The sequence below is a fragment of the Brevibacterium sp. Z349TD_9 genome (genome assembly GCF_056173565.1).
Window position 1 is genome coordinate 945,208 of record NZ_CM149680.1, and the last position, 25,493, is coordinate 970,700.

The 25,493-nt window shown below is 68.1% G+C and carries 25 protein-coding genes; 20 read left to right on the top strand and 5 right to left on the bottom strand.

Annotation, left to right across the window (positions count from 1 at the left end; all coding sequences use genetic code 11):
- The first annotated feature begins 126 nt into the window (after positions 1 to 126).
- Both AC0VYB_RS04140 and proC read left to right on the top strand, forming a co-directional pair.
- Positions 127 to 1,236, top strand: a complete 1,110-nt coding sequence (locus tag AC0VYB_RS04140) for a sugar phosphate isomerase/epimerase family protein (protein WP_119296399.1) — start codon at positions 127 to 129, stop codon at positions 1,234 to 1,236.
- Positions 1,237 to 1,402: 166 nt separating this feature from the next.
- Positions 1,403 to 2,239, top strand: a complete 837-nt coding sequence (gene proC / locus AC0VYB_RS04145) for a pyrroline-5-carboxylate reductase (protein WP_119296374.1) — start codon at positions 1,403 to 1,405, stop codon at positions 2,237 to 2,239.
- Positions 2,240 to 2,346: 107 nt separating this feature from the next.
- Here proC and AC0VYB_RS04150 read toward each other — a convergent pair whose 3' ends face one another.
- Complete coding sequence (locus tag AC0VYB_RS04150) at positions 2,347 to 3,225, bottom strand: LuxR C-terminal-related transcriptional regulator (protein WP_259801049.1); 879 nt, start codon at positions 3,223 to 3,225, stop codon at positions 2,347 to 2,349.
- Positions 3,226 to 3,335: 110 nt separating this feature from the next.
- Between AC0VYB_RS04150 and AC0VYB_RS04155 the strand changes: the two genes are divergently transcribed.
- The 3 genes from AC0VYB_RS04155 (at position 3,336) to AC0VYB_RS04165 (ending at position 6,832) form a co-directional block, all read left to right on the top strand.
- Positions 3,336 to 3,677 (top strand): DUF485 domain-containing protein, encoded by a 342-nt coding sequence (locus AC0VYB_RS04155; protein ID WP_009380586.1) that lies wholly within the window; start codon positions 3,336 to 3,338, stop codon positions 3,675 to 3,677.
- Positions 3,674 to 5,290, top strand: coding sequence for a solute symporter family protein (locus AC0VYB_RS04160; protein WP_095376695.1), 1,617 nt, complete (start codon positions 3,674 to 3,676; stop codon positions 5,288 to 5,290). The genes AC0VYB_RS04155 and AC0VYB_RS04160 overlap by 4 nt, the downstream gene beginning before the upstream one ends.
- A gap of 582 nt (positions 5,291 to 5,872) precedes the next feature.
- Complete coding sequence (locus AC0VYB_RS04165; protein WP_162909040.1) at positions 5,873 to 6,832, top strand: hypothetical protein; 960 nt, start codon at positions 5,873 to 5,875, stop codon at positions 6,830 to 6,832.
- Between the two features lie 74 nt (positions 6,833 to 6,906).
- Here AC0VYB_RS04165 and AC0VYB_RS04170 read toward each other — a convergent pair whose 3' ends face one another.
- Positions 6,907 to 7,569 carry a potassium channel family protein gene (locus AC0VYB_RS04170; RefSeq protein WP_009380573.1) on the bottom strand — a complete coding sequence of 221 codons (663 nt, stop codon included), beginning with the start codon at positions 7,567 to 7,569 and terminating at the stop codon, positions 6,907 to 6,909.
- On the bottom strand, positions 7,562 to 8,980 hold the full coding sequence (locus AC0VYB_RS04175; RefSeq protein WP_051995634.1) for a TrkH family potassium uptake protein: 1,419 nt from the start codon (positions 8,978 to 8,980) through the stop codon (positions 7,562 to 7,564). The genes AC0VYB_RS04170 and AC0VYB_RS04175 overlap by 8 nt, the downstream gene beginning before the upstream one ends.
- Before the next feature lie 58 nt (positions 8,981 to 9,038).
- Here AC0VYB_RS04175 and AC0VYB_RS04180 point away from each other — a divergent pair, with 58 nt between their 5' ends.
- From AC0VYB_RS04180 to ccsB, 14 genes are all read left to right on the top strand, one after another.
- On the top strand, positions 9,039 to 10,235 hold the full coding sequence (locus AC0VYB_RS04180) for an acetoin utilization protein AcuC (protein ID WP_119296372.1): 1,197 nt from the start codon (positions 9,039 to 9,041) through the stop codon (positions 10,233 to 10,235).
- 138 nt (positions 10,236 to 10,373) lie between these two features.
- Positions 10,374 to 10,472: a 30S ribosomal protein bS22 gene (locus AC0VYB_RS04185; protein WP_005504750.1), complete on the top strand. Its 99-nt coding sequence runs from the start codon at positions 10,374 to 10,376 to the stop codon at positions 10,470 to 10,472.
- Positions 10,473 to 10,550: 78 nt separating this feature from the next.
- Positions 10,551 to 10,796, top strand: a complete 246-nt coding sequence (locus AC0VYB_RS04190) for a glutaredoxin family protein (protein WP_009380568.1) — start codon at positions 10,551 to 10,553, stop codon at positions 10,794 to 10,796.
- Between the two features lie 58 nt (positions 10,797 to 10,854).
- The gene (locus AC0VYB_RS04195) at positions 10,855 to 11,547 is read left to right on the top strand and encodes a redox-sensing transcriptional repressor Rex (RefSeq protein ID WP_119296371.1); all 693 of its coding nucleotides are present in this window, start codon (positions 10,855 to 10,857) and stop codon (positions 11,545 to 11,547) included.
- The gene (gene hemA / locus AC0VYB_RS04200) at positions 11,544 to 14,036 is read left to right on the top strand and encodes a glutamyl-tRNA reductase (RefSeq protein WP_227007279.1); all 2,493 of its coding nucleotides are present in this window, start codon (positions 11,544 to 11,546) and stop codon (positions 14,034 to 14,036) included. The genes AC0VYB_RS04195 and hemA overlap by 4 nt, the downstream gene beginning before the upstream one ends.
- A complete protein-coding gene (locus AC0VYB_RS04205) occupies positions 14,033 to 15,652 on the top strand; it encodes a bifunctional uroporphyrinogen-III C-methyltransferase/uroporphyrinogen-III synthase (RefSeq protein ID WP_238614638.1) in 1,620 nt (539 codons plus the stop codon). The genes hemA and AC0VYB_RS04205 overlap by 4 nt, the downstream gene beginning before the upstream one ends.
- A gap of 1 nt (position 15,653) precedes the next feature.
- Positions 15,654 to 16,637: a porphobilinogen synthase gene (hemB, locus tag AC0VYB_RS04210; RefSeq protein ID WP_475385049.1), complete on the top strand. Its 984-nt coding sequence runs from the start codon at positions 15,654 to 15,656 to the stop codon at positions 16,635 to 16,637.
- On the top strand, positions 16,634 to 17,101 hold the full coding sequence (locus AC0VYB_RS04215; RefSeq protein ID WP_009380562.1) for a MarR family winged helix-turn-helix transcriptional regulator: 468 nt from the start codon (positions 16,634 to 16,636) through the stop codon (positions 17,099 to 17,101). The genes hemB and AC0VYB_RS04215 overlap by 4 nt, the downstream gene beginning before the upstream one ends.
- Positions 17,098 to 18,465, top strand: coding sequence for a glutamate-1-semialdehyde 2,1-aminomutase (hemL, locus tag AC0VYB_RS04220; RefSeq protein WP_119296368.1), 1,368 nt, complete (start codon positions 17,098 to 17,100; stop codon positions 18,463 to 18,465). The genes AC0VYB_RS04215 and hemL overlap by 4 nt, the downstream gene beginning before the upstream one ends.
- Positions 18,465 to 19,106 (top strand): histidine phosphatase family protein, encoded by a 642-nt coding sequence (locus tag AC0VYB_RS04225; protein ID WP_119296367.1) that lies wholly within the window; start codon positions 18,465 to 18,467, stop codon positions 19,104 to 19,106. The genes hemL and AC0VYB_RS04225 overlap by 1 nt, the downstream gene beginning before the upstream one ends.
- Complete coding sequence (locus tag AC0VYB_RS04230) at positions 19,103 to 19,699, top strand: TlpA family protein disulfide reductase (protein ID WP_063249234.1); 597 nt, start codon at positions 19,103 to 19,105, stop codon at positions 19,697 to 19,699. The genes AC0VYB_RS04225 and AC0VYB_RS04230 overlap by 4 nt, the downstream gene beginning before the upstream one ends.
- Positions 19,700 to 19,704: 5 nt before the next feature.
- The gene (locus tag AC0VYB_RS04235; RefSeq protein ID WP_040342424.1) at positions 19,705 to 20,460 is read left to right on the top strand and encodes a cytochrome c biogenesis CcdA family protein; all 756 of its coding nucleotides are present in this window, start codon (positions 19,705 to 19,707) and stop codon (positions 20,458 to 20,460) included.
- On the top strand, positions 20,460 to 22,112 hold the full coding sequence (gene resB, locus AC0VYB_RS04240) for a cytochrome c biogenesis protein ResB (protein ID WP_119296366.1): 1,653 nt from the start codon (positions 20,460 to 20,462) through the stop codon (positions 22,110 to 22,112). The genes AC0VYB_RS04235 and resB overlap by 1 nt, the downstream gene beginning before the upstream one ends.
- Before the next feature lie 105 nt (positions 22,113 to 22,217).
- On the top strand, positions 22,218 to 23,237 hold the full coding sequence (gene ccsB, locus AC0VYB_RS04245; RefSeq protein WP_119296365.1) for a c-type cytochrome biogenesis protein CcsB: 1,020 nt from the start codon (positions 22,218 to 22,220) through the stop codon (positions 23,235 to 23,237).
- Between the two features lie 358 nt (positions 23,238 to 23,595).
- On the opposite strand, the gene AC0VYB_RS04250 is transcribed toward ccsB, so the two are convergent.
- Positions 23,596 to 24,318, bottom strand: coding sequence for an SDR family NAD(P)-dependent oxidoreductase (locus AC0VYB_RS04250; RefSeq protein WP_475385050.1), 723 nt, complete (start codon positions 24,316 to 24,318; stop codon positions 23,596 to 23,598).
- A gap of 57 nt (positions 24,319 to 24,375) precedes the next feature.
- On the opposite strand from AC0VYB_RS04250, the gene AC0VYB_RS04255 reads away from it, so the two are divergent.
- Entirely contained in the window at positions 24,376 to 24,927 is a 552-nt protein-coding gene (locus tag AC0VYB_RS04255; RefSeq protein WP_040342412.1) for a MarR family winged helix-turn-helix transcriptional regulator, read from the top strand.
- Positions 24,928 to 24,935: 8 nt separating this feature from the next.
- On the opposite strand, the gene AC0VYB_RS04260 is transcribed toward AC0VYB_RS04255, so the two are convergent.
- On the bottom strand, positions 24,936 to 25,367 hold the full coding sequence (locus AC0VYB_RS04260; RefSeq protein ID WP_009380543.1) for a PLDc N-terminal domain-containing protein: 432 nt from the start codon (positions 25,365 to 25,367) through the stop codon (positions 24,936 to 24,938).
- Positions 25,368 to 25,493 lie beyond the last annotated feature (126 nt).

Genomic DNA, 25,493 nt, shown 5'->3' on the forward strand with positions numbered 1-25,493 from the left:
TCCCAGACCACGGCGAGTGGGCGACTCCGCGGAGAAGGCGAGTGGGTGATTCCGAGGAGAGGGCGAGGGACGATTCCGAGGAAAACCGGAGCGGCAGGGCCGGCGAGGAGGACTAGACTGGTGGAGATGAGCAAGGCGAAGAAGTCGAAGTCGGGGCGCAAGGTTCTGACTGCGAAGAACTCGGCGCGGTCGAACTCCCGGCGCCACCGTGAGTTCTTCGCGGCGAACCAGGTGTACGACCACGACACCCATCACGTCTCCGACCACCCGATCAGGATCGGACTCTCCTCCTCGTCGGTCTCGCCGATGACCGTCGAGGAGACGTTCGCGCAGGCCTCGTCGATCGGCTACGACGGCGTCGAGATCATGGTCACCCACAACGCCGAGACGAGGGACGTCGACCTCATCACCGGACTCGCCGCGGACACCGGCCTCGACGTCATGTCGCTGCACGCGCCGACGCTGCTCTTCCTGCCCCGCGTCCTCCACAAGGACCACTGGGAGAAGCTGCGGATCACAGCGAACCTCGCCCGCGAGGTCGGGGCGACCACCGTCGTCCTCCACCCGCCCTTCCGCTGGCAGGGGGCGTACGCGCGCGAATTCGTCGACGGGGTGCGAGAGGTCTCCGAGGAGACCGGAGTCGTCCTCGCGGTGGAGAACATGTACCCGTGGCGGGCGGGAGTGCGCGAGATCCTCGTCTACTACCCCGACTGGAACCCGCTCGACGAGGACTACGACGCTCTCACCTTCGACTTCTCCCACGCCTCGACGGCGGGGATGAACGCGCTCGACACCGTCGCCGAGATCTTCCCGCGCCTGCGCCACGTCCACCTCACCGACGGTGCGGGCTCGCTCAAGGACGAGCACCTCGTGCCCGGGGCGGGGACCATGCCCGTGGCCGAGACGCTCCAATACCTCGCGAAGCACAACTGGTCCGGCGACGTCGTCGTCGAGGTCAATACCCGCTTCGTCGCCAAGAAGTCCACCCGTGAGCAGATGCTCGCCGACTCCCTCGCCGTCGCCCGCAAGCACCTCGGACTCGACGGTGTGCCGGGGGAGGGGTCGGGGTCCGCGGGCTCCGGAACCGGGGCTGCGGGCGCTGGTGCACCGGACGGTGGGACCTCCCACTCAGAGCCGACGACTCCTGGGGAGGCGTCGCCTGTGGAGACCTCGCCGGAACCGGGGACTTCTCACCGGTCAGCGTCGTCGAAGCGCGCCTCCGCCGACGCGAGCTGACCATCTGACCTCGTCACCTGCCTGCGCCGTGCCTGCGGCGTGCCCGCACGGAGGGCACCCCTTCGGAGTTCCGCCCACTCTTGTCGCGCGGTCGCGGCACCGATTTCGCGGTCACCGGCTCCTCTGACACCATCGGGGAGGGACGACTTCAGAAAGGCTGACCTCCATGACCACGATCGCTTCCATCGGCACCGGCAATATGGGCACGGCGCTCATCAAGGGCATCCTCGACGCGGATCCGAGCATCGAGGTGCGGGCGACGACGCACTCCGCCGCCTCGGCGCAGCGCCTCGCCGCCGCCCTGCCTGCCGCCACCGTCACCTCGGTGGAGGATGATCCCGACGCCAACCGGGCGGCGGCCGAATCCGCGGACTTCGTCTTCCTCGGCGTCAAGCCGTGGATGATGGCCGAGACCGTGCGCGACCTCGCCCCCGCCCTGACCGGGCAGTCCGTGCTCGTGTCGATGGCCGCCGGCGTCTCCGCCGCCGACCTCGCCCGACTCGCCCCGAACAGCCCGATCGTGCGGATCATGCCGAACACCCCGAGCGCGATCGGCCACGGCGTCATCGCCCTGTCCCCGGCTCCCGGAGTCGACCCGACCGCCGCCGCGACTCTGCGCAGGCTGCTCTCGGGCGCAGGCCTCGTCGTCCCCCTCGACGAAGCCGAGATCCCCGCCATGACCGGGATCTCCGGGTCCGGTGTGGCGTACTTCTTCCTCCTCGCCGAGGCGATGATCACCGCCGGCGTCAAGCTCGGGCTCACCGAGGAGACTGCAGCGAAGATGGTCGTCGCCACCGCCGACGGCGCCGGACGCCTGCTGGCCGACAACCCTGACCCCGCGGCCCTGCGGAAGGCCGTGAGCAGCAAGGGCGGGACCACCCTGGCCGCGCTCAACACCTTCATCGACGGCGGCATCTTCGACCTCGCCGAGGCGGCCGTCACCGCGGCCGCTGACCGCTCGCTCGAGATGGAGAAGGAGAACTCCGCCGCGATCGACGGGTGATCCGATCGGGCGGATGCGTTCCGAGGCGTTCGGGTTGCTGCGTTCCGAGCCGGCCCAGCGGCAACACTGCTGTGTCCGGCGGCCAGGGTGCCGTGCCGAGCGTCGTGTCAGGGCAGGATGGCCGCGGCTCGCGCGATCGACACGGCCTCGTGTCGGGTGCGTGCGGTGAGCTTGACCATCGCGGTGTTGAGGTAGGACTTCACGGTCGACTCCCGCAGTCCCAGTGCCTCGGCGATGCGGGCGTTCGACCATCCCAGGGCCACGTGCGAGAGGATGTCGGTCTCCCGTGGTGAGAGGCTCACCGACGTCGTCGGCTCGGGAGCGGACTCCGGGTTGTGCCCGGAGAGGATGTCGGCGAGTCGGGTCTCGATCGAGGTCAGCCGTTCGCGGGTGGCGTCGTCGGCGACGTCGGAGCGGATCGCCCGCAGCTCGGCGAACGTGCGGCGCAGCGCTTCGCGACTCGAGGAGTCGAGGTCGGCGAGAGGCTCGACGACCGGGGTGACCGGCTGCGGTCGGCGCAGTCCGAGGCGCCCGAGGTCGACGGAGAGCTGTCGCACCCGGCGGACGAGGTCGCCGGTCTGCGGGGCCGCCTCGGCGTAGGCCTTGCGATGTCCGCAGTAGACCATCCCGGTGACCTCGCCGCCGAGGAGGGTGGGGACGGCGATGAGCACCTGGATGCCCTCGCCGAGGACCTCCTCGTCGTAATGGTGCGTGATGAACGGGTCGATCTCGTAGTCACGGGTGAGCTGCGGGGTGCCCTCGGTCAGGGCGCGCCCGCCGAGGCCGCGGCCGGTGCTGACGATGAGGGAGGCCAGACCGTCCCGGCTCGCTCCGGCGACCGCCTCGACGGCGACCGCCCCCTCTTCGACCATGCCGCCGAAGACGACGTCGCCGGTGCCGTTCGCGTGCAGGGAGTCGACCGCCTCGGCGAAGAGACGGCGGGATTCGGATTTCAGCGCCCGAGCTTCCTTGGCCATGACGTTCATGTGAATACGCTACCAACTTTCGGTGGTATTCCCCATGACCGAGCGGACGATAGGTTGACGATGTGTGATTCAGACCACTGACGCTCGAACCACATTCGAATGGAGAAACCATGTCCGATCCGTCGCCGAGAGGGGTGGACTTCCTCGCCGAGGAGGAGAACCCCGAATTCAAGGCACTCAAGCGCAAGCGCTTCTCAGTGGTGATCCCACTGTCGATCGCGTTCCTTGCGTGGTACTTCCTCTACGTCATCCTCAGCACGTACGCGCACGACTTCATGTCGACGAAGGTCGTCGGGGAGATCAACGTCGGCCTCGTGCTCGGCCTGCTGCAGTTCGTCACGACGTTCGCGATCACGATGTTCTACGTCTCGTTCGCCAACAAGAAGCTCGACCCACCGGCCACCGCGATCCGTGAGCGCCTCGAACAGGAATCGGAAGGAGTCACCCGATGACCGAGATCTTCGCTCAGGCGACCACAGAGGTCGAGAACAACCCGATCCTCAACATCACGATCTTCGCGGCCTTCGTCGCGGTCACCCTCTTCATCGTCCTGCGGGCGAGCCGGAACAACAAGACCGCGTCGGACTACTACGCGGGCGGACGGTCGTTCAGCGGGCCGCAGAACGGGTTCGCGATCTCCGGCGACTACCTCTCGGCGGCGTCGTTCCTCGGCATCTGCGGGGCGATCGCCGTCAACGGCTACGACGGGTTCCTCTACTCCATCGGCTTCCTCGTCGCCTGGCTCGTCGCGCTCCTGCTCGTCGCCGAGCTCATGCGCAACACGGGCAAGTTCACGATGGCCGATGTGCTCTCCTTCCGCCTCCGGCAGCGCCCGGTGCGCATGGCCGCGGCGATCTCGACGCTGGCCGTGTGCTTCTTCTACCTGCTCGCGCAGATGGCCGGAGCCGGCGGTCTCGTCTCGCTGCTCATGGGCATCGACGGCAAACTCGGACAGTCGCTCGTCATCGCCGTCGTCGGCGCCCTGATGATCCTCTACGTCCTCGTCGGCGGCATGAAGGGCACGACCTGGGTGCAGATCGTCAAGGCGGTCCTCCTCATCGCCGGAGCCGGGGCGATGACGATCTGGGTGCTCGCGCTCAACGGCTTCAACCTCTCGACCCTGCTCTCCAACGCAGTCGCCAATGCCGCCGAGGGAGTGGGGGAGGGCGTGCTCAATCCCGGACTCCAGTACGGGTCGAACCCGCTCGACTTCATCTCACTCGCCCTCGCGCTCGTCCTCGGCACCGCGGGTCTGCCGCACGTGCTCATGCGCTTCTACACGGTGCCCACGGCCCGGGAGGCGCGGCGGTCGGTGGTCTGGGCGATCTGGCTCATCGGCGCGTTCTATCTCTTCACCCTCGTCCTCGGCTACGGTGCGGCCGCGCTCGTCGGCGCCGATGCGATCAAGAACGCTCCCGGCGGGGTGAACTCCGCGGCTCCGCTGCTCGCCCTCCAGCTCGGGGGTCCGCTGCTCATGGGCTTCATCTCCGCGGTCGCGTTCGCCACGATCCTCGCCGTCGTCGCGGGGCTCGCGATCACCGCAGCCGCATCCTTCGCCCACGACATCTACGCGAGCGTGATCAAGAAGGGCAAGGTCGAGGACCCCGACGCTGAGGTGAAGATCGCCCGCCGCACCGTCGTCGTCATCGGCGCGGTCGCCATCCTCGGCGGGATCGGGGTGCAGGGACAGAACATCGCGTTCCTCGTCGCGCTCGCCTTCGCGGTCGCGGCGAGTGCGAACCTGCCGACGATCATCTACTCGCTGTTCTGGCGCCGCTTCACCACGCGCGGTGCGGTGTGGTCGATCTACGGCGGACTGGGCTCGGCGATCCTGCTCATCGCATTCTCCCCGGTCGTCTCCGGTTCCGAGACCGCGATGATCCCCGGCGCCGACTTCGCGATCTTCCCGCTGTCGAACCCCGGCATCATCTCCATCCCGCTCGGGTTCATCCTCGGGTGGCTCGGGTCGATCACCGACAGGACGGTCGAGAGTCCCGAGCTGGCAGCCGAGATGGACGTCCGTGCCCACACCGGCTTCGGCGCCGAGGCGGCCGTCGAGCACTAGACGAGGTGAGGCGCGCCGGTCGGCGCGGCGCTGCGGCGGGCGGCCGTTGCGGCGCTGCCTCCGACGCCCCGCTGCCGACGCCCCGCTGACCCGCTGCAGCGGCAACCGCTCGGTTCTGATCCCCAGGGAGGACTCTGATCCATACCATAGGGATCGGAACCGAGCGGTTGTCATCTCTGCGACTTGCGCTCGCCGAACTGTGGATGACACTGCGACCAGCCGCCGGCGTCTGGGGCTCGCGCTCGGCCGACCAGTCGCGCAGTCGGTTGGGTCTGGGACCGGCGCGACGGGCATCGTCCGCGCTCGGGTGCCCTGTTCTCCCGCTGCCCGCCGTCCGCAGCGACCGGCGCCACTTCTGTGCGATCGGCTGTGGGAATGTCTGCGACCGGTGCTCAGATCGCCTGAGGACGCCGACGAACACTCCACAGGCCGACTGCGTCCCCATTGACGTTGTCGAAGTCCCGCGGTGACCGTGTGCAGATGTACAACGTCATCCGCTCACAGGAGCTTCGAGCACATGGAGTGCACAGCCGAGTCGTCAAGTCCGCGGTGGACTGCTGTCTGCTCAGACTCACCCGCGGGATGTACAGCGTCATCCGCCGGTGCGAGAATCCCCAGCATGCGCGGATCGCCGAGCTGATCACCGATGAGGACTGGCTGCGGCGAGTCAGGGAGCACGCTCAGAGCACACAGAAGCACGACTACGAATACGCCGACCTGCTCGAGAAACTCAAGATCGCGTCCTACCCCCACTACCGGGTGGATGACGTCATCTGCGGCGTCTCTGCGGCTCGCATCCACGACCTGCCGTTGTATCGTGTGGGAACCCAGCGCATCCACATCGCCTCGCCATCGCACAGACTGAGGACCGGCATCGTCAGCCGGACGACGCGAGAGGTGCCTGCAGCCGACACCGTCATGGTCGGCAAGATGCGACTCACCTCACCTGCGCTGACAAGCCTGGACCTGATTCCGCAGATCGGGGAGCCGGGGGCGTTCGCCGCGATGGAATCGGTCGTGAGGCGCTCAGTCTTCGGGGCCGAGGAGGCCAGTGCAGGGCGATTCGGATATCCGCCCGACGTGGGGCAATTGGAGCGGAAGGCGGTGGAGGAGCACTTCGCCCCCGTGCTCGCGCGTCTGCCCAAGGGGCGGGCGCGTGCCGCGCGGCTCATCGGTCGGATCGGCGCTCGCTCGGAGAGTTACGCGGAGAGCCGGTGCTCCTACAACCTCAGCCTCCTCGGGCTCTGCGGGTTCGAACAGCAGGTGCAGGTCCACGAGAAAGGCCGACTCGTCGCGCGCGTCGACTTCATGGACCGGGTGGCGAAGACTGTGCTCTTCGTCGACGGGGCCGCCAAATACGTGGAGAACGGGGGAGCGCGGCTGCAGAAGGAGGCGACTCAATTCAACCGCCTGGTCGCCTTGGGCTACCGCATCGTGAGGTTCACCTTCGCCGAGGTGATGGACCTCGAAGCATTCGCGACGAAGCTCTACGGGCAAGCTCCGTGGCTGCGAGGGCGCGTGACTCGCAATCGCTCGGTGTGAATCCGTATGGCATGGATCGATCCATGCCATACGGATTCACACCGAGCGGTTGCCCCAGGAGAGCGCGACGCCCCCTACGGGCGACCGGCGAAGCGGCTGAGGAGTTCGACATTGCCCGCGACGATGAGGAGGTCCTGCTTGCCGACGCGGGTGGTCGGTTCGGCGTACGTGAAGTCGCGGCCCGGGCTCTTGATGCCGACGATCGTCACGCCGTACTTGTCGCGGACCTTCGCCTCGCCGAGGGTGAACCCCTGGATCTCCCGCGGAGGGCGCATCTTGACGACCGCGAAGTGGCCCTCGTCGAACTCGATGTACTCCATCATCCGGGAGCTGACGAGGTGGGCGACGCGGATGCCGGCATCGGACTCCGGGTAGAGGACGTGGTGGGCGCCGATGCGGTGGAGGATCTTGCCGTGGGCCGGGGAGATCGCCTTCGCCCACACCTGCGAGACCCCGAGGTCGACGAGGTTCGCCGTCGTGAGCACGCTCGCCTCGATCGAGGTGCCGATGCCGACGACCGCGGTCTGGAAGTCCGCGGCACCGACCTGGCGCAGGGCGTCGATGTTCGTCGAATCGGCCTCGACGACGTGGGTGAGTTTGCCGCTCCAGTCCTTGACGAGCTCGGCGTTGTGCTCGATGGCCATGACCTCGCGTCCCAGTCGCGTGAGCGTGACCGCAGTCGCCGAGCCGAAGCGTCCGAGCCCGATGACGAGGATGGAGGAGTTCTCGTTAGCCAACGACCGGCCTTTCTTCGGGGTAGCGGTAGAGACGGGCAGAGTCCTGCATGGACAGGGCTGCCGCCAGTGTAATCGTACCGAGACGCCCGATGAGCATGAGGACGGACAGCGTGTAGAGCCCCGGTTCCGAGACCGAGGCGGACACGCCGGCGCTCAGCCCGACGGTGCCGAACGCCGAGATCACCTCGAAGAGCACTCGGTCGAGGGATTCGTCGCTGATCTGGAGCATGACGAGGGTGCCGACGAAGACGATCGTCGCGCCGGTGAGCAGGATGGAGATCGAGAGTTTGATCGTCGAGGCGGTGAGCCTGCGACCGAACACGTTGACATCGGTGAGGCCCCGCGCCTCGGCGTAGGCGGCGAGGACGAGCACGGCCACTGTGGTCACCTTGATGCCGCCCGCCGTCGATGACGACCCGCCGCCGATGAACATCATCACGTCCATGAGCAGGTGCGTCGACTGGCTCATATCGGCGACATCCATCGTCGAGAACCCGCCCGAGCGCGGCATCACGGCCATGAAGAGGACCTCCATGAGCGTGTGGCCGGCGTTCTTGTCCCCGAGGGTCTTCGGGTTGCCGGATTCGAAGAGGAGGAGGAAGACGAACCCGAGCGCGAGCACGATCGTCGTCGTCGTCAGGGTCAGGCGGGTGTGCAGGTCCCAGTTCTTCGGTCGGTTCCAGTTCATCGCGATCATGAGGACGACGGGGAACCCGAGGGAGCCGACGAAGACGCCGATCATGATGAGCGAGAGGATCCACGGATCCTCGGAGAAGTACTCGGCCCCACCCGGGTGGATCGTGAAGCCGGCATTGTTGAACGCGGAGATCGCGTAGAACACCGAGTACCAGATCGAATCGCCGACGCTGTCGCCGCGCATGAGGAAGCGCGGGAAGAGGAGGATCGCCAGGATCGCCTCGGCGGTGAGGATCGTGACGAAGACCGTCTTGAGCAGGGTGCCGACCTGACCGAGGTTGAGCGCCGAGGTGGCCTGCTGGGCGATGAGGCGCTGCCGGACTCCCAGCCGCCTCGAGACCGCCATCCCGAGCAGCGAGGCGAGGGTGAGGATGCCGAGACCCCCGACCTGGATGCCGGCGGTGATGACGGAGATGCCGAAGTCCGACCAGTAGTCCTCGGTGACCACCGGGGTCAGGCCGGTGACGCAGACCGCGGAGACGGCGACGAAGACGGCGTTGGCGATGTGCTCGGAGAGAGGGACCGATGCGGGGTCGCGCATGCTCGCCGGCAGCATGAGGATGACGGCGAAGACCGCGACGACGGCGACGAACGAGACGATCGCCAGCCGCGCGGGGGAGGCGACGGCGAGGTCGTCGACGAAGTCGCGGACCCAGCGCCCCGGGCGCAGGAAGCGGTCGAGGCTCCAGGGGGAATTGGTGGACACAGACTCCATGGTAGGACGGACAAGGGGCGAATCCCCGTAGGTGAGCCGCGCCATATAGCATTGCCCCATGGCAGATAGCGATGTCTACGTCGTCTGGGACGAGGCGGTGACCGGGTACGACTTCGGTCCCAGCCATCCGATGCACCCCCTGAGACTCGACCTCACCGCGAAGCTTGCGATCGACTTCGAGCTCTTCGACCGCGACGGCGTCGACGTCCGCTCCATCTCCGACCTCGACGAGGCGGCGCTGGCCCGCGTCCACGACGACGACTACATCACCGCCGTCAAGGAGGCGGGCAGTCCCGCCGGACTCGACCATGGGGAGGCGGAGCGGTTCGGGCTCGGCACCGACGACGTGCCCGTGTTCGAGAACATGCACTCCGCCTCGGCGATGCTCTTCCAGGGGTCGGTCGATGCGGCCCGGGCGATCACCAGCGGCGACTACCGCCGCGCGGTGAACTTCTCCGGCGGCATGCACCATGCGATGGCGAACAAGGCGAGCGGGTTCTGCGTCTACAACGACGTCGCGGGCGCGATCACCGAATTCCTCGACGCCGGCTTCGAGCGCATCGTCTACATCGACCTCGACGCCCACCACGGTGACGGCGTCGAATCCCTCTTCTGGGATGACCCGAGGGTGCTGACGATCTCCATCCACGAGTCCGGCAAGTACCTCTTCCCCGGCACCGGGTACCCGGCAGACATCGGCGGGCTCCGGGCGGCCGCCTCGGCGGCGAACATCGCCCTGCCCCCGCGCACCGGCGACGAGGACTGGCTGCGCGCCTTCGACGCCACCGTGCCCGCCCTCGTCGAGGCCTTCTCCCCGCAGGTCATCGTCTCCCAGCACGGGTGCGACGGACACCGGATGGACCCGCTCACCCACATGCGTCTGAGCATCGATGCGATGCGCGTCGCCACCGAACGCGTCCGCCGGCTCGCCGAGGACCATGCCGAGGGCAGGTGGCTCTCGACCGGGGGAGGAGGGTACGCGATCATCGATGTCGTGCCGCGCGCCTGGACGAACCTCATCGCCATCGCCGCCGACGCCGACATCGACCCGGGGACACGGATCCCCGGGCGCTGGGCGCACTACGCGCAGACGAAGACCGGCCGCGAAGCGCCGCTGACGATGACCGACGGCTTCGACGGCTCCTTCACCCCGTGGTCGCACGGATTCGACCCGGAAACCGAGCTCGACCGCGCGGTCATGGGCACCCGGAAGAACCTCTTCCCCTTCTTCGGCCTCGACCCGTACTTCGACTGACCCGAACGGCCTCCGCGCCCGCTGTGGATCTCGACACAGTTTTGGGAAAGAACGGGCCGGGGCGATAGAATTGCACGGTTAGTTCAAAGGGTGGGCACCTGAAGTTCACCTCCACCGACAAGCACAAGGGGTACCCGCGTGGGCTCAGTCATCAAGAAGCGCCGCAAGCGTATGTCGAAGAAGAAGCACCGCAAGCTGCTTCGCAAGACACGTCACCAGCGTCGCAACAAGAAGTAAGACCGGGTACGGTCCTACGCCCCCGCTCGAATCCCATTTCGGCGGGGTTTGTTGTCACCTTCACAACAGGAGTGTGTCGTGGTCGAGCTGACCTTCCTCACCCGCGCCGGTTGCCACCTGTGCGAGACCGCGAAGGCCACCGTCGCCGAGGTGGTGTCCGGCAGGGACGTCACCGTGACCGAGATCGACATCGACACCGACGAGGAGCTGACCGGCCGGTACGGCTGGGACGTCCCCGTGGTGCTCCTCGAAGGACGACAGCACAGCTTCCACCGGGTCGACCGGGACAGGCTGTCCCGGGCGCTCGAGGCGCTGGGCGCATGAGGCGCCCAGCGGCCGCAGCCCGGAACGCATGAGCAGAGTGAAGGAGTGACACGGTCCAGTGGGCGAGATTCTCTCCGCGGGCAGCATCGAGGGTGTCGTTCGCAAGGACGTCCCCGAGCGCGTCATCTCCCGACTCCCGATCTACCTCCAGACGGTCGAGACGATCGCGGCCACCGGCCAGACCACCGTGTCCTCGGAGGCGCTGGCCAGCCGCAGCGGCGTCTCCCCGTCGATCCTGCGCAAGGACCTCTCCCAGCTCGGCCGCCCCGGACGCCGCGGCGTCGGCTACGCGTGTGCGGAGCTGGCGGCGACGCTGCGGTCCTTCCTCGGCCTCGACCACGCTCAGAGCGTGGCGATCATCGGCGCCGGACGGCTCGGCTCCGCGCTCGCCGACTATGCCGGCTTCCGCGGCCGGGGCCTGCGGCTGACAGCGATCTTCGACGTCGACGAGGCGAAGATCGGCACCACCATCGGAGCGCTCACCGTCTCCGACCTCAGCGAACTCGCCACCTGGCCCGATGACATCGACCTCGTGGTCATGGCGGTTCCCGCCTCCGCGGCACCGGCGGCGGCGCGCATCGCCGCCGACGCCGGCGTGCGCGGCATTCTCAACTTCGCACCCACAGTGCTCGAGACCCCGGACTCCGTGCGGGTCCGACAGGTGGATCTGGCCAGTGAGCTGCAAGTACTCGCGTATTACTCGGCGCTCGATGACAACGCCGGCACTCCAGTTGAGGAGCACAGCAATTGACTCTCTTGGTTCTCGGCATCTCCCACCAGTCGGCGCCGATCGACATGCTCGACGCCCTGGCCTTCGGCACCGATGACGTCGACCGTCTGCGGACCGACGCCCTCGGCGGTGCGAGCGTCGACGGTCTCGCCGTCCTCTCGACGTGCAACCGCCTCGAACTCATCGCCGACGTCTCCGCCTTCCACGGCGGGCTCGCCGACCTCGGCAACGCACTCGTGTCCTCGATCGACAAGGAATGGCAGGACATCGCCGGGCACTTCTACGCCCACTACGACTCCCAGGCCCTCCAGCACCTCCTCAAGGTCGCCTGCGGACTCGACTCGATGGCGATCGGCGAGGCCCAGATCCTCGGTCAGCTGCGCTCGACGTTCACCGATTCGATGGCCGCCGGAGCCCTGACCTCCGACCTCTCCCATGCCCTCCAGCAGAGCCTGCGGGTGGGCAAGCGAGCCCATTCCGAGACCGGCCTCGACGAGGTGGCCCGCTCCCTCTTCGGTGCCGCCCTGGAGGCCTCCCAGGCCCACATCGGTTCGCTGCGCGCGGCGAACGCGCTGGTCATCGGGGCCGGCGCGATGTCGGGCCTCGTCGTCGCAGGCCTCCACAAGGAGGGCGTCAACCACCTCACCGTGCTCAACCGCACGATCGAGAAGGCCGAACGCCTCATCGCCGAGGTGGGCGGTCGTGCCCGTGAGCTCACTCCGCGGACACTCGCCGAGGAGATCGCCGACGCCGACCTCATCATCTCCTGCACCGGCGCCCGCGGCGTCGTCGTCACCCGCGACGACATCGTCGCCGGTCTCTCGCAGAGTTCGAAGTCCGCGGCGAACAAGGCCTTCATCGACCTCGCCCTGCCGCATGACATCGACCCGAGCGTGCGCGAGTTCGAACACGTCGCCCTCTTCGGCCTCGGTGAGATCCGCAATCTGCTCACGAGCTCCGCGAACGAACGCGACGCCGCCGTCGTCGAGACCGTCGAAGCCGTGCGCGCTATCATCGCCGAGGAGGCCGACAAGCTCGAGTCCGGGGCGAAGGAGCGCGCCGTGGCCCCCACCGTCACCGCCCTGCGCACGCATGCCAAGGACGTCATCGCCGCCGAGACCGAGCGCCTGGAGAAGAAGATCGGCGAATCCGTCGACGAGAAGGTCTTCGCCGAGATCCGCAAGTCGCTGCACCGTGTGGCCGAGAAGCTCATCCACACCCCGACCGTCAAGGTCAAGGAGCTCGCGGTCTCCGACTCCGACGTCGACTACGCCCAGGCCCTCATCCAGCTCTTCGACCTCCCGACGATCAAGGTCGCCCACGCGAAGGCGACCCCGGAGACGAAGGTCGCGAAGGCCTCGAGCCCCGAGCACATCGAAGCCGACGGACTTCGTCCCGTCGCCGACCACACCCTCGACGTCGTCGAACCCGAGCATCCGACGGGCCGGACGATCCGACTCGGCACCCGCCGCTCCCAACTCGCCCGCTCGCAGTCGACGGCAATCGCCCACCAGATCGCGGCCCTGACCGGCTGGCGGGTCGAGATCGTCGAGGTCGTCACCGAAGGCGACGTCAACATGTCCCCGCTCGCCGGATTCGGCGGCACGGGCGTGTTCGTCTCCGCCGTGCGCCAGGCCCTCCATCAGGGCCAGATCGACGTCGCCGTCCATTCGCTCAAGGACCTGCCGACGACGCCGGAGCCGGGGATCCAGCTCGCAGCGATCCCGCCCCGCGTCGATCCCGCCGACGTCCTCATCGGCCGCGACGGCCTCAGCCTGAGCGAGCTGCCCGCCGGCAGCGTCGTCGGCACCGGTTCGCCGAGGCGCGCCGTCCAGCTGCGCGCCGCCCGCCCCGACATCGAGGTCCGCGGGGTCCGCGGCAACGTCGACACCCGCATCGCCCATGTCCGCGACGGCCGCCTCGATGCCGTCGTCCTCGCCGCAGCCGGTGTCCGTCGCATCGGGCGCCTCGCCGAGGCGACCGACCTCCTCGACTTCGACACGATGCTTCCCGCTCCCGGACAGGGGGCGCTGGCGATCGAGACCCGCGGCGCCGACAGCCCGTTCACCCAGGACGAGGAGCTCATGGCCGGCGACGTCGCCATCCGCACGGCCCTGCGCCGCCTCCACGACGAGGCCACGGACCTCGCCGTGACCTGCGAACGGGCCATCCTCTCCCGCGCCGAAGCCGGCTGCTCGGCCCCGATCGGGGCCCTTGCGACGATCGAGGGCGATGAGGTCGTCGTCACCGCGATGATGGCCGATGACGGCGGCACCATCGCCCGCACCCGGATGTCCGCGCCGCTGCCCGTCGTCGACGGCGACCTCTCCTCCCGCGACGACGAAGCGCTCAAGGTTGCGGGCAAGGAGATCGCCCGTGTCGCCGACGAACTCGGCACCGCCGCCGCCGAGGACCTGCTGCGCCGACTCGACATCGACCCTGCGCAGTCGTCGGACCACCTCACCCCCGTCAAGGCCGCCGCCCAATCGTCGTCCCAGGGGCGCGCATGAGCAGCGCGGAGATGCCGGAGAAAGCGCCGACGGGACAGGTCCAGCCCCGTCGGCTGCTGCCGGTGGCCCCACGCGTCGTCTTCATCGGCTCCGGACCCGGGGAGGCGGGACTGATGACCGCCCGGGGTGCCGACATCCTCGCTGACGCCTCCCTCGTCGTCTACGACGCCCAGGTCCACGCAGAGATCGTCACCGCCTACGTCCCGCAGGCGGCCGAGGTCATCGACGCCGCCGAACTCGGCCAGGCCGCCTCGACCCGCGGGCGCCGCCTCGCCGACCTCGCCCGCCCCGACAAGACCGTCGTGCGCCTGAGCTCGGACGACGGGCTCCTCTTCACGACGACGACCACCGAGGCGGCCGTGTGCCGCAAGGCCGGCATCGACGTCGAGATCGTCCCCGGAGTCGGCCTGTCCGCGGCGACCGCCGCCTACACGGGCACTCCGCTGACGACGAACCGCGTCCGCTCGGTGCGCTACATCGAGTCCGGCCCGCAGACCCACGTCGACGTGTCCAAGCACCGCAACACCACGCACGTGCTCACCGGCACCGCCGCCGAGCACGAAGAGGCCTTCCGTGCCCTGCTCGCCGACGGCTGGGACGAGACGACGAAGGTCCTCGTCGGCTGGGGGATCTCGACGACGGAGCAGACGACGGTGGAGACGACCCTCGGCCAGGCCGCAGCCCTGTGCCGGTCCGCGGGGGACCGGATGGTCGTCATCATGGGCCAAGGCGTGGAGGACCGCGGAGAGCTCAGCTGGTTCGAGACCAAGCCCCTGTTCGGCTGGCAGGTCCTCATCCCGCGGACGAAGGAGCAGGGGACCTCGACCGCCGAGGCGCTCGCCGAGCTCGGCGCCGTCGGCACCGTGGTGCCGACCATCGCGGTCCAGCCGCCGCGCACCCCCACGCAGATGGAGAAGGCGATCCGCGGCCTCGTCGACGGATCCTACGAATGGGTGGGCTTCACCTCGGTCAATGCCGTGCGCGCCGTGCGCATGTGGTTCGAGGACTTCGGCCTCGACGCCCGCTCCCTGGCCGGTGTCAAGGTCGCCGCCGTCGGCGGACGCACCGCCGCGGCGCTGCTCGACTGGGGGATCACCCCTGACCTCGTCCCCGACGGCGAGCACTCCGCCCGCGGACTCGCCGCCTCCTGGCCGGACTACGTCGACGACATCGACCCGATGAACACCGTCCTCCTGCCGCGTGCCGACATCGCCACCGAGGTGCTCGTGGCCGGCCTGCTCGAGAAGGGCTGGGACGTCGACGACGTCACCGCCTACCGCACGGTTCGCGCCTCCCCGCCGCCGGCGCCGATCCGGGAGGCGATCAAGGCCGGCGACTTCGACGCGTTCCTCTTCACGTCGTCGTCGACGGTGCGCAACCTCGTCGGCATCGCCGGCAAGCCCGCGGCCACCTCGGTGATCTGCTGCATCGGACCGGCCACGGCGAACACCGCGGAGGAGCACGGCCTGCGCGTCGACGTCCTCGCCGAGGAGGCCAACCTCACCTCCCTCATCGACGGACTCGTCGCGTTTGCGACGACGATGCGCGATGAGGACCTCGCCGCGGGGCAGACCCCGATGCGCCCCAGCCAGAAACGCCGGAGAAAGAAGGCCTGACATGGCACCGATCATCCGTCCGCGCCGCCTGCGCTCGACCCCGGCGATGCGCCGCCTCGTGAGCGAGGTGCGGCTCTATCCGGCCGACCTCGTCCTGCCCATGTTCGTCAAGGAGTCCCTCAGCCAGTCCGCGCCGCTCTCGGGCATGCCGGGGGTCGTCCAGCACACCCTCGACTCGCTCCTCGACGCCGCACGCGAAGCGGTTGCGGCCGGAGTCGGCGGGCTCATGCTCTTCGGCATCCCCGAGGTTCGCGACGAGACCGGGTCACAGGCCGATGATCCCGAAGGCATCCTCAACCGGGCGCTGCGACTGCTGCGTGATGAGTTCGGCGACGAGACGGTCATCATGGCCGACCTCTGCCTCGACGAGTTCACCTCCCACGGCCACTGCGGCGTGCTCGACGAGACCGGCCGCGTCGACAACGACGCGACCCTCGTGCGCTACGCGTCGATGGCGGTCGCCCAGGCCCGCGCCGGTGCCCACGTCGTCGGTCTCTCGGGGATGATGGACGGCCAGGTCGCCGTGTGCCGGGAGGCCCTCGACGACCACGGCTTCACCGATGTCGTCGTCCTCGGCTACACCGCGAAGTACGCCTCGGCGTTCTACGGGCCCTTCCGTGAAGCCGTCGACTCCGAGCTCAAGGGCGACCGCAAGACCTACCAGCAGGATCCCGCGAACGGCCGCGAGGCCATGCACGAACTCGACCTCGACCTTGCCGAGGGCGCGGACATCGTCATGGTCAAGCCCGGCCAGCCCTATCTCGACGTCCTCGCCGAGGTGGCCGCCGAGTCCCCGGTGCCCGTGTGGACGTACCAGGTGTCCGGGGAGTACGCGATGATCGAGTTCGCGGCCGCGGCCGGGGCGATCGACCGGGAGAGGGCGATCGAGGAGTCCCTCATCGGCTTCAAGCGCGCCGGAGCCGACGCGATCCTCACCTACTGGGCCACCGAGGTCGCCCGGCAGCTGACGGGAGGCCGACGATGAGCGAACCGCGCTGGCTCTCGACCGCCGAACAGAAGTCGTGGCGCAAGTACCTCACGGGCAGCCAGCTGCTCCACACCCAGGTCGAAGCCGACCTGCGCGAGCACTTCGGCATCGGCCTGCCCGAGTACGAGATCCTCGTGCGCCTGAGCGAGAGCGAGAACCGCTCGCTGCGCATGGCGCAGCTCGCCGCGGACACGACGATGTCGCGTTCGCGTCTGACCCACAGTGTTGCGAGAATGGAGAAGAAGGGGCTCCTGGCGAGGTGCCCGATCCCCGAGGACGGTCGCGGCGTGAGCTGTGCGATGACCGACGCAGGATGGGACCTCCTCGTCTCGGCCGCCCCGACGCACGTCGAGAGCGTGCGCGACAACCTCGTCGATCTGCTCGAACCCGAGGAGATGGCGACGCTGGGAACCATCTTCACGAAGGTCACCCGGCACCTCAGGGCGAAGGAGAACTCATGACCGAGACCCGGACCACCGCGAACCAGCCGACCACCGAATCGGCGGCGCTCTTCACCCGAGCCGAACGCGTCATCCCCGGCGGGGTGAACTCGCCGGTGCGGGCGTTCCGGGCGGTCGGAGGCACCCCGCGCTTCATCACCTCGGCGACGGGGGCCTGGCTGCGCGACGCCGACGGCAACGACTACATCGACCTCATCGGCTCGTGGGGGCCGATGATCATGGGCCATTCGCGCCCCGAGGTCCTCGCCGCAGTCCAGGAGGCCGCCGTCAAGGGCTTCTCCTTCGGCACCCCGTCCGTCGGTGAGGTCGAACTCGCCGAGGAGATCGTCTCCCGAGTCGACCCCGTCGAGGAGGTGCGCCTGGTGTCCTCGGGCACCGAGGCGACGATGAGCGCGATCCGCCTCGCCCGCGGCTTCACGGGCCGACCCAAGGTCGTCAAGTTCGCCGGCTGCTACCACGGTCACGTCGACTCGCTGCTCGCGCAGGCCGGATCCGGGCTCGCGACCTTCTCCCTCCCCGACACGCCGGGGGTGACCGGGGCCCAGGCCGAGGACACCATCGTCGTGGACTACAACGACGCCGAGGGCCTGCGCGCCGTCTTCGCCGAACACGGGGACTCCATCGCCTGCGTCATCACCGAGGCGAGTCCCGGCAACATGGGCGTCGTCCCGCCCCGGGACGGCTTCACGAACACGATCCGCGAACTCACGAAGGCGCACGGTGCGCTGATGATCAGCGACGAGGTGATGACCGGGTTCCGCGTCTCCGCAGCCGGCTGGTACGGCTATGAGTCCGAGACGCTGGGCTACCCCGAGGGACCGGCCGACCTCTTCACGTTCGGCAAGGTCATGGGCGGCGGATTCCCCGCCGCGGCCTTCGGCGGTCGCGCCGACGTCATGGCCCACCTCGCCCCGGCCGGACCCGTCTACCAGGCGGGCACGCTCTCAGGCAATCCGGTCGCCACGGCAGCGGGACTCGCGACGCTGCGGCTGACCACCGACCTCGACGTCTACTCGCACATCGGGCGGGCCGCCGACATCCTCCGTCCCGCGGTCGCCGAGGCACTCGACGCCGAGGGGGTTGCCCACACGATCCAGTCGGCGAACTCGATGTTCTCCGTCTTCTTCACCGACCGCGAGGTCGTCGACTACGACGACGCCCGCGCGCAGAACGTCGAGCGCTATTCCGCGTTCTTCAACTCGATGCTCTCCTCCGGCATCCACATGCCGCCGAGCGCCTTCGAAGCGTGGTTCCTCTCCTACGCCCACACCGACGAGATCCTCGAGCGGATCGTCGCGGCCCTCCCGGCCGCCGCGAAGGCCGCCGCTGCGGTGCCCGATAAGCCCGCCGGCCAGGAGGCGTGATGACGACGATCCACCTCGTCCGCCACGGCGAAGTCGACAACCCCGAGGGCATCCTCTACGGCAGGATCCCCGGCTTCGGGCTGACCGAGCGCGGTCACGAGATGGCGCGCCGGGTCAGTGAGCACTTCGCGGAGGCCGACACGCAGCCCGTCGCGCTCGTCGCCTCCCCGCTGCTGCGCGCGCAGCAGACGATGGCCCCGCTGTCCGAGCGCCTCGGTCTGCCGGTGACCACCGACGACCGCGTCATCGAGGCGGCGAACTCGTTCGAGGGGCAGAAGCTCTCGGCACGCAAGCTCAGCGAACCGAAGAACCTCGTGCGCCTCTACAACCCGCTCATCCCCTCGTGGGGCGAGCCCTACCGGCAGATCGTGCTGCGGATGCAGGCGGCCATGGCCAGCCTCCGAGCCCGACTCGCACCCCACGGCGAGGACGCCGAGGCCGTCGTCGTCTCCCATCAGCTTCCGATCTGGATGGCCAGGCTCGCCGGCGAAGGACGCTCCCTCGTCCACGACCCGCGCAAACGCGAATGCGCTCTGGCCTCTGTCACGAGTTTCAGATTCGACTCGTCTACACTGGTATCCGTGAGCTACGAGAACATCTGCGCGGATCTCCAGCCCGGCCACGCGGTGGCAGGAGCATGATCGGCGGCAACCGGCCCCTCGGCCGACGAGCGGTCCTCTCCGGCATCGTCGCAGGCACAGCGCTCGTCCTCAGCGCGTGCAGCGAGAACGACGACCTCGCCGCCCAGGCGGGATCCGATCAGGGGTACGTCTCCGGATCCGGCGTCGTCTCCCAGGTGCCGGTCAAAGACCGCGGCGAACCGCTCGACCTGAGCTTCACGACGATCGACGGCACGCAGATGTCGCTGGCCGACATCCGCCCGAAGCCCGCCGTCATCAACCTCTGGTACGCCGCGTGCCCGCCCTGCCGAGTGGAGGCCCCCGACCTCAAAGCCGTCTCCGAGGAGTTCGCCGACCGGGCACAGTTCATCGGCGTCAACGTCCGGGACCAGGAGCCCGAGGCGAGCGCGTTCATCGCGAACTACCAGATCCCGTACCCGAACATGATCGACTCGAACGGTGACATGGTCGCCCTCCTCTCCGGTGTCCTGCCGCCGCAGGCGACGCCGTCGACCGTCATCCTCGACGCGCAGGGCCGTGCCGCGGCCCGTGTCGTCGGCGCCGTCGACGAGTCGACTCTCAGGGGACTCATCGAGGACGTGCTGGCGGAGTGAGTGGGATCGGGGCGGACTTCGCCCAGGCGGTGCTCACCGGTCCTCTGCTGCTCGCGGCCGGTGCCGCAGCGCTTGCCGGACTCGTCTCCTTCGTCTCTCCGTGTGTGCTCCCGCTCGTGCCCGGCTACGTCGGATATGTCACCGGACTGAGCGGATCCTCCCTCAAGGACAAGGAGACGTGGCGCGTGGTCCTCGGGATCACGCTCTTCGTGCTCGGGTTCACCATCGTCTTCGTCATCCTCGGCACCGGCTTCTCCGCCCTCGGCGCCCTGTTCTCCCAATGGCAGGACATCGTCATCCGGATCCTCGGCGTCGGAGTGATGATCGCCGGGCTCGTCTTCATGGGAGCCTTCGGGTTCCTCCAGAGGGAACGGCGGATCCAGAAGAAGCCGAAGGCGGGACTCTGGGGTGCGCCGGTGCTCGGAGCGACGTTCGCGATCGGGTGGGCACCCTGTGTGGGGCCCACGCTCTCAGCCGTGCTGACGATGTCGCTGAGTTTCGGCTCCGACGGAACGCTGTGGCGCGGCGCCTTCCTCGCGTTCGTCTACTGCCTCGGCCTCGGCATCCCCTTCATCTTCCTGGCGATCGCCATCCACAAGGGTGCCGGCCGCCTCTCCTGGGTGCGCGAGCACCAGACGACGATCGTGCGCATCGGCGGCGCCCTGCTCATCGCGCTCGGCTTCGTCATGGCCATCGGACTGTGGAACCAGTGGATGAATTCCCTGCAGGGACTCATCTATGGATTTGAAGTGGTGATCTAGTGGCAGACAAGACTGCTGACAACACGACGACCGCGGGCGGCCGCGACGCAGGCCCGACGGCGCTCGCGTCGGGGAAGGGCCCGGATCGCACCGCTGTGACCCAACCGCAGCTCGGCTTCATCGGCATGTGCCGGTGGGCGTGGCGGCAGCTGACGACGATGCGCGTGGCGCTCATCCTCCTCCTCGTCCTCGCGCTCGCGTCGATCCCCGGCTCACTGCTGCCGCAGCGGATCCAGGATCCGGGGCGGGTGAACACCTTCCTCGACGAGAACGGGGCGTGGGGAGGCTTCCTCGACGCCATCGGAATGTTCGACGTCTACTCCTCGATCTGGTTCTCCGCGGTCTACCTGCTGCTGATGATCTCGCTGGTCGGATGCATCGTCCCACGCGCCGGCCAGCACTGGAAGGCGATGCGCTCCGCGCCTCCCAAGGGACCGCGGCGGCTGGGAAGGATGCCCGGATACGTGGCGTTCACCTCGGCGGAGGTCGAGGACGGGGAACTCACCGACGAGGAGTTCCTCGACGCCGCGCAGGCCCGGCTGAAGAAGCTCGGCTACCGCACCTCCCGCTACGGTGACCATGTCGCGGCCGAACGCGGCTACCTGCGCGAGACCGGCAACCTCGTCTTCCACATCGCGGTCCTCATGACGACCCTGACCATGGCGATCGGATCGCTCTTCGGGTACGAGGGTCAGCGCGTCCTCGTCGAGGGGGACACGTTCACGAACTCCCTCGTCGCCTACGATTCCTTCGATCCGGGCACCTACTACGATCCCGACAATCTTCCCCAGTTCCGCCTCACCCTCGACGACTTCGAAGCGACCTTCGACGACCAGGCCCTCGGCAACCAGTTCGGTCAGCCCCGCACCTTCGAAGCGCAGGTGACCTCGACGGTGGACGGGAAGTCGAAGACGGAGACGCTCAAGGTCAACGAACCCATCCGCGTCGCCGACACCGGCATCTACCTCACCGGCAACGGGTACGCTCCCGAGGTGACGGTGCGGGACGCGACGGGCAAGGTCGTGCGCTCCGGCCCACAGGTCTTCATCCCCGCCAACGGCGACCCCGGCTACACCTCGGAGGGGGCCATCAAGGTTCCCGATGCCGCGGGTGAGCAGATGGGATTCGTCGGCGTCCTGCTGCCGACGGCGACGCAGAACGAGCAGGGCGACCTCGTCTCGAACTTCGCAGAGCTGCGCAATCCCTACCTCGTCATGAGCGGGTACACCGGTGATCTCGGCCTCGATTCGGGGGTGCCGCAGTCGGTGTACACCCTCGACGCCTCGAGGATGACGCAGATGACCGACGCCTCAGGCGATCCGCTCGTCATCCAGCTCGTTCCGGGAGAGACGCAGCAGCTGCCCAACGGGGGTTCGGTGACGTTCGACGGGGTCAAGCGCTTCATCGCCGTCGACATCTCCCAGGACCCGACCCAGGCGCTCATGTTCATCAGCTCCGCCCTCGTCCTCATCGGCCTCGGACTCTCCCTGTTCATCCCGCGCCGGCGCATGTGGGTGCGGATCAAGGGCGCCGATGTCGAAGTGGCGGCGCTCGCCCGCGGCGAGGATCCGATGGTCGAACGCGCCGCGCGCGAACTCGCCAAGGACCTCGGCAGCGAGAGCCGCGACGACGATGACGACAGGGAAAGATGAGCCGGGCCTACTACAGGGAGTAGAATCGTGTCCGTGTGCTGCCCTGCAGCGAGCACGGCAGTCCGACAACGCTAGGAATTGAGCACCTCACGGTGCGGAGGAATCATGGACGTCAACCTTAATCTGGCGATGTGGTCGAACCAGCTCATCGTCTCCGCGATGGTCGTCTACGCCGTTGCGATGATCTTCTACGCCTTCGACCTCTTCGGCGGACGTGAGCTCAAGCGCTCCGAAGGTGCGACGGTCGCCGCGAAGCCGAGCACCGTCAGACGCACCAACAGGCGGACCGCGACAGCTCTGCTCGATCGGCCGGCTGCCGGTGAGGACTCCGGCTCCGGGTCGGCGTCCGGCGGTGCCGAGGACCTCAAGGGCCGTGCCCGTCGCGGCGCCCGCATCGGCACCTCGCTGCTCGTCCTCGCCATCATCCTCCACGTCGCCTCGGTGCTCACCCGCACGTTCTCGGTGATGCGTGTGCCGTGGGGCAACATGATGGAGTACGTGCTCACGGCGACGGCCATCACCGTCATCGTCTACCTCATCGTGCTCACCCGCAAGGACATCCGCTACCTCGGGACCTTCCTCTCCGGTGCGGTGCTGCTCTCGCTCGGCCTGGCGATCACGGTGTTCTACACGCCCGCCGCGCAGCTCATCCCGGCGCTCGACTCCTACTGGATCGCCATCCATGTGCCGATCGCGATCCTCTCGACCGCTCTGCTCTCGATCTCCGCGATCCTCGCCGTCTTCCAGATCCTCAAGACCGTCAGCGAGGACAAGGATCCCAAACTGCTGCGCTTCATGCGCCGCCTGCCGTCGAGCACCGACCTCGAGCGCACCTCCTACATGCTCGCCGCGGTCGGCTTCATCACGTGGACCTTCACCCTCATCGCCGGCGCCATCTGGGCCGAGGTCGCCTGGAGCCGCTACTGGGGCTGGGACACGAAGGAGATCTGGACCTTCGTCGTCTGGGTCATCTACGCCGCCTACCTCCACGCCCGTGCGACCCGCGGCTGGGGTCCGACGAAGGTCGCCGTCCTCAACCTCATCGGCATCGCCTCGGTGATCTTCAACTTCACCGTCGTCAACGTCTACTTCAACGGACTCCACTCCTACTCCGGGCTCGGGTGAGGCTCTCTCCTCCCTACCGAGACCGTTTGTGGTCGATAAACCGAGGCCGAAACGCCGTTTGAGCGTTTCGGCCTCGGTATATCGACCACAACTGCGTTGGTTCGCGCCGAGGCGGGAGCGGTGGCCGGTGGCCGGTGGCCGCCACCCCGTGTGCGGTCGGAAGACCGAGCCAGATCGGCCATTTTCGCGTTTTGGCCTCGGTTCTTCGACCACAACTGGGGTCACAAGTGGGGTCTTGGGTGATACAGGGGTGGGCAGCGCCGTCACGGCCAGCACCATGGCCCCATGGTCTCAGCTCTGTGTCCCGGCCTTGTGCGCTGCGCCTGACGGACACAGAAGGCACTCGATCGGGCAGAAGTCAGCGCGTCGGCTGCTCTCCGCCGTTGACGGCGAACGTTTGGCCGGTGATCTGACCGGCGCCGGCCGATGCGAGAAACCATATGGTCTCTGCGATGTCCTCCGGAGCCCCGGCGCGCTTCGTCATCGCAGCGTCGATGAGCGATGCCCGGGGCTCGTCGGTGAGGTTGTCACCGAAGAACTCCGTGTCTGCGATGTATCCCGGAGAGACGACGTTGGCGGTGATTGCGCGGGCGCCGACCTCGCGCGCCAGGCCGATGTTCCATGACGCGATTCCGGCCTTGGCGGCACCGTAGGACTCCGCGCCCTTGTCGGCGGCGATGGATCCGATCGACAGGATGCGACCGTTCTCGCGCATGCTCGGCAGAAGAGCGCTTGTCATGAGCACGGCGCTGAGAAGATTGGCGTCGAGGTTCGCATGCCATGCCGCCGCGATGTCGGCGAGGCTGGCGGGTCGCGGGCGTTCGAAATCGGTGTTGCCCCCGGCATTGTTGATGAGGACGTCAACGGCTTCCAGCTGTTCTGCGAATCGTTCGACCTGGCCGGAATCGGTGCCGTCGACGGGTCTCACAACGATGTCACCCTCGACTTCCCGAGCCGTAGCCTCGAGGACGCTCCGGCGCCGCCCGGTGATGATGACGTGCTCGCCCTCCCGTGCGAAGCGTTCTGCGCAGGCGCGGCCAATCCCGGTTCCGCCCCCAGTGATGACGATTGTGCGTGGCATGGTCAGTCCTTCCGTTCAGATCTAAACGTTTAGATCTAAACACGGTAGGCTGAAGACATGAGCTCTGACAACCCCGGCGACGCTGCTGATTCGATCACCGGTGCTTGGGCACGCGAACGCCCCGACCTGCCGGGCGACTCGATCGGCATCGTGACGCGGATCTGGCATGCGTCGAAACTGCTCGGAGATGACCGGAATCGACTGCTGAGGCGACACGATGCCGATCCGGCCACGCTTGATCTGCTGTCGACACTGCGGCGCGGAGGACAGCCGTATCGGATGTCGACGGGTGAGCTGGCGAGAGCATCGCTCATCACCAAGGGGGCGATCACGCAGAGGGTCGATCGTGCAGAGGCGCAAGGGTACGTGCGCCGTGTGACCGCGCCTGGAAGGAAAGTCGCGGAAGTCGAGCTGACCGACCGCGGGCGGCGGGTCAGTGACGAATTGGTCGAGGCCGTCCTGCGCCACGAGGAAGGGCTGCTTGCGGGTCTCCCACAGCATGAGCGTGATGATCTGGCTGCGTCACTCCGACGTCTGCTCGCACATCTCCATAGGGTGCTCGGCGCTCAAGGTGATGGCAACCCAGGACAGGTCGGCACCCGCGACTGACGCCGGCCTCAGCCCGTGTGGCCGCGGCCCTCTCCCTTGGAGCCTTCTGAGCCGTGCTCGTCCTCGGAGTCCGGGTCGTCGGGACGGTCCTCGGGATCGAGGGTGTCCCCGGGAGGGGTCTCGGAGTCGGTCGGCTCGTCGTCACGGGGGCGATGCTTGCCGAGCTTGACCTCGCGGTCGACCTGGCGGAGGTAGTCCTCGTCGTCGTCGGGGGCGGTGGGTCCGCTGCGCCTCGGCGAGGGGTCGGGCCTGGCCTCGGAACCGCGCCCGAACACGTACCAGAGGACGAAGCCGATGATCGGGATGATGAGGATGATGAGCGCCCAGACGGGCTTGGGCAGGACTCGGACGAGACTCCGATCGCGCAGCAGACAGTCGAAGAGTCCGTACAGTGTGATCGCTGCCGCTAGGACTATCCCGGCAATGAGTACTCGAGCCATGGATCAAGGATAGTCGACCAACCTGAAGACCCGCTCAGTCAGGGGGTGATGAGTTTCGACAGGACGCATTGCCCGATCACCGGTGCACGGCTGCACCCCGGACGGCCGCGCGCGGTTCTGAGAGTC